At 42.5% G+C, this 3,221-nt stretch carries 3 protein-coding genes; all 3 read left to right on the top strand.

The features are described 5' to 3' along the window. Nucleotides 1–67 precede the first annotated feature (67 nt). The 3 genes from VN379_RS10995 to VN379_RS10985 all read left to right on the top strand — a co-directional run bounded on the left by VN379_RS10995 (nt 68) and on the right by VN379_RS10985 (nt 3,104). Nucleotides 68–508: a hypothetical protein gene (locus tag VN379_RS10995; RefSeq protein ID WP_325533732.1), complete on the top strand. Its 441-nt coding sequence runs from the start codon at nt 68–70 to the stop codon at nt 506–508. Nucleotides 509–607: 99 nt separating this feature from the next. Then, nucleotides 608–1,828: an aspartate kinase gene (locus tag VN379_RS10990; protein WP_325533730.1), complete on the top strand. Its 1,221-nt coding sequence runs from the start codon at nt 608–610 to the stop codon at nt 1,826–1,828. Nucleotides 1,829–2,243: 415 nt separating this feature from the next. Further along, on the top strand, nt 2,244–3,104 hold the full coding sequence (locus VN379_RS10985; RefSeq protein WP_325533728.1) for a hypothetical protein: 861 nt from the start codon (nt 2,244–2,246) through the stop codon (nt 3,102–3,104). Nucleotides 3,105–3,221 lie beyond the last annotated feature (117 nt).

The raw sequence follows: 3,221 nt of genomic DNA, 5'->3' as shown, positions 1-3,221 counted from the left end.
TCCTAATGCTATACTATAGATAAGTGATTGAGAGAGCCTGCATATAATGTACCGGGAGGTTGGGTGTATGCAGAAGTTATTATTAATTATTGCTTGTTGTTCTTTTCTATGGAACTATACCATTCCTCAGCGCTATATGAGATATGAAAAAGGCCAGATCTTATGTGGGCGGCGTTTAATCAGGATGGCGCTGCTAAAACTGGTTAGCCATGCTGGTTCCACAATTGCCCGAAGCTTGACACTTGTGCTAATATTTTTAACATGGGTAGTATTATCTTGCTATTTCATTGCCAGCAGTGCTGCTTTTCCAGCATTTGGGCTTAAAGTAGTTGCGCTACTTGCTGCTATATTAGGAACAATTACCTTATGGCAGGATATGGCTTCGGCTTATCGAAATTTCACTGAGTGGTGTTACAATCAGGAAGACAGCTTAATTACGGTTAGCAAAGGCTGTTGGGAGATTGTTCTTGCTGGATTAATTTGTATTAATATGATGTTGAAAAATTAATTTTTACCATTTTGTCCACTACTAGAAGGATATTGTGTTTATATGGAGAATATAAACTGCCATGCTAAATTGAATACTGCATACTAAAGGGGGATAGGCATGGCACTTATTGTAAAAAAATTTGGTGGCAGCTCAGTAGCTACACCAGAAAAGATTATGTCGGTTGCCAGGCGGGTATTACAAGAAAAAAATCCTGACGATAAAATTGTTGTTGTAGTATCAGCAATGGGAGATACTACAGATGATTTAGTCAGTTTGGCTGAGGCCATTACTGATAAGACCTATGGCCGGGAAATGGATATGCTTTTGGCAACAGGTGAACAGGTATCAATCGCGCTTTTAGCCATGGCGTTTGCTAAGATGGGCCATCCGGCAGTGTCTATGACCGGCTTTCAGGCTGGTATTACTACAAATGAATTATTTAATAAGGCAAAGATTACCGGGATTACCCCGGATAAGGTCTGGCAAGAGCTTAATGATGGCAAGATTGTAGTTATAGCAGGGTTTCAGGGGCTGTCCCCAAGGGGTGACATTACCACTTTAGGCCGGGGGGGCTCTGACACCACTGCAGTTGCAATAGCCGCAGGTCTAAAGGCCGACCATTGCGAAATCTATACCGATGTTGACGGCATTTACTCGTCTGATCCCCGGATTGTTTCCACGGCTAGGCGTATGAAAGAAATTACTTATAATGAAATGCTGGAAATGGCCCGCCTTGGTGCAGGCGTCATGCATCCGCGGTCAGTGGAATTGGGTAAACACTATAACATGCCAATTCATGTCCGCTCAACCTTTACCCGGGATTCAGGTACATTTATCAGGGAGGAATATACAATGGAAGAAAAAGAATTTGTAATTCGTGGTGTAACACATGATACTAATGTAGCAAAAATAGCCGTGTTGGGCGTCCCTGACCGGCCGGGCATCGCGTATAAAATATTCTCTGCCCTGGCAGAAGCAAATATCGATGTTGATATGATTGTTCAGAGTGTTCGCGCCATGGACAAGCATATTATCGATATGGTCTTTACTATTTCGCAGGGAGATGCTCCACAGGCCAGAAGCATTTTAGAGAAACTCAATGAAGAAATGAACTTTAGTGGTTTAACGATTGAAGAAAAGGTAGCTAAAGTATCGGTTGTTGGTGCAGGGATGCTGGGGAACCCGGGTATAGCCGCTGCTACCTTCGGAGCGCTGGCTGACGCGGGTATTAATATTGAGGTTATTAGTACCTCGGAAATTAGTATCTCCTGCCTCATCGAGTCAGATAAAGCCAAAGAAGCTGTAAACGCCATTCATAACCGATTCTTTCCCGCTTAAATCAGTTCTAACGAGGGCAGTTCCGCCAAAAGGCGGGACTGTTTTTTTATTTTTTTGAAGGTAGATTAATTCTAAAACCTGCCTTAAATTACCGGTACTTAGTTATGTCGAATAAGAAGGAATTATATCGAAAAAATAGAATTACATAATACGTAAAGTGGTAAACAATGAATGTTCGCTACGATACAAGCTTGTTACCGTTCCGCACATTGCTAAGAAAAAGCAGGTGTAATAAGAATAACCGGTAGGCCAAAATAGCTGATAGGGTAGCCAAGTATCTGTGAGGAAACGTGGACACTCATGAGGAACAGCCAGACCCCTCCCAGTAAAATAGGCCGGACAGGTTATGAACAGGTAACCGGCGTCCAGGACTTATACCAAAATAACGCTATAAAATTACTGAGGAGGAATTACCATGAAAAAGAAACTGATTGCTGCTGCTGTTATGGCTGCCCTGACTGTTTCGACTGTTTCCGTGCTCGCTGCTGCTCCTACCTTCGCCGGTGACGCCAACATTGAGTATCGTAACCAAGATGGTAGCGGAGATTATCTTACTAACCGTATCCGTCTAAATGTAGAGTCTCAAATTGATGACAATTTCTACATCCATGGCCGTGTCAGAATGGACAACGACTTGAGAGATGGCAGTGCGGACAACAAAACTACTTTTGACCAAGCGTACATTGGTGCTAAAGCCGGCCAGTTTGACGCCAAAGTGGGTAAACAATCACTGTTTATTGGTAAAGGACTGCTGATGGATGACGACAAATTTACTGGTGCACAAGTAGGTATTGCTCTTGACGGAGCAATGTTAAATGGTTTTTACGGAAAAGACCCAGTTGATGCCAAAACTCGTTTTGCTGATGTAAGCAGTGCGCTTGGTAATGTTAATGTTGGTGCTACATTCCTGAAAGAATCAGAGAATAATTACTATGCTCTTAATGCAGATACCAAACTTACCGATAATGTTGTTTTAAATGTTGAATATGCTAAAAACGATACTTTGAACAGCGATGGCTATCTTGCTGAAGTTGCTGTAGGCGAAGCTGCTAAAAAAGGTGATTTCAAATATGCGGTATCTTATCGTGATATCGATGCCGGAGCTATTCCTGACTTTACTACAGATGGCTGGTACAAAGACTCCAAAGGTTTCCGTGTAAAAGGTATCTACAAGGTATCGGATGCTGCTACTTTGACAGCTTACCAGGACCTTGGCGAGAAACAAAATGGCGATGACCACAAACGTACCAACGTAGAATTTGCTGTAAATTTCTAAGCGTAGTCTAACAAATGATTTCTAAGGCGGCTCATGCGAGCCGCCTTTTCGTATTTTGACTCAAGGGGACGGTTCTTCTGAGTCTATGGCGCTAAAGTAAATCTTAGGAGATTATAC

The sequence above is a fragment of the Sporomusa sp. genome, assembly GCF_035561255.1.
In the GTDB taxonomy this organism is placed as follows: Bacteria; Bacillota; Negativicutes; order Sporomusales; family Sporomusaceae; genus Sporomusa.
Note: the sequence above shows the minus strand (reverse complement) of the source record. Positions and strands in the feature narration are given on the sequence as shown.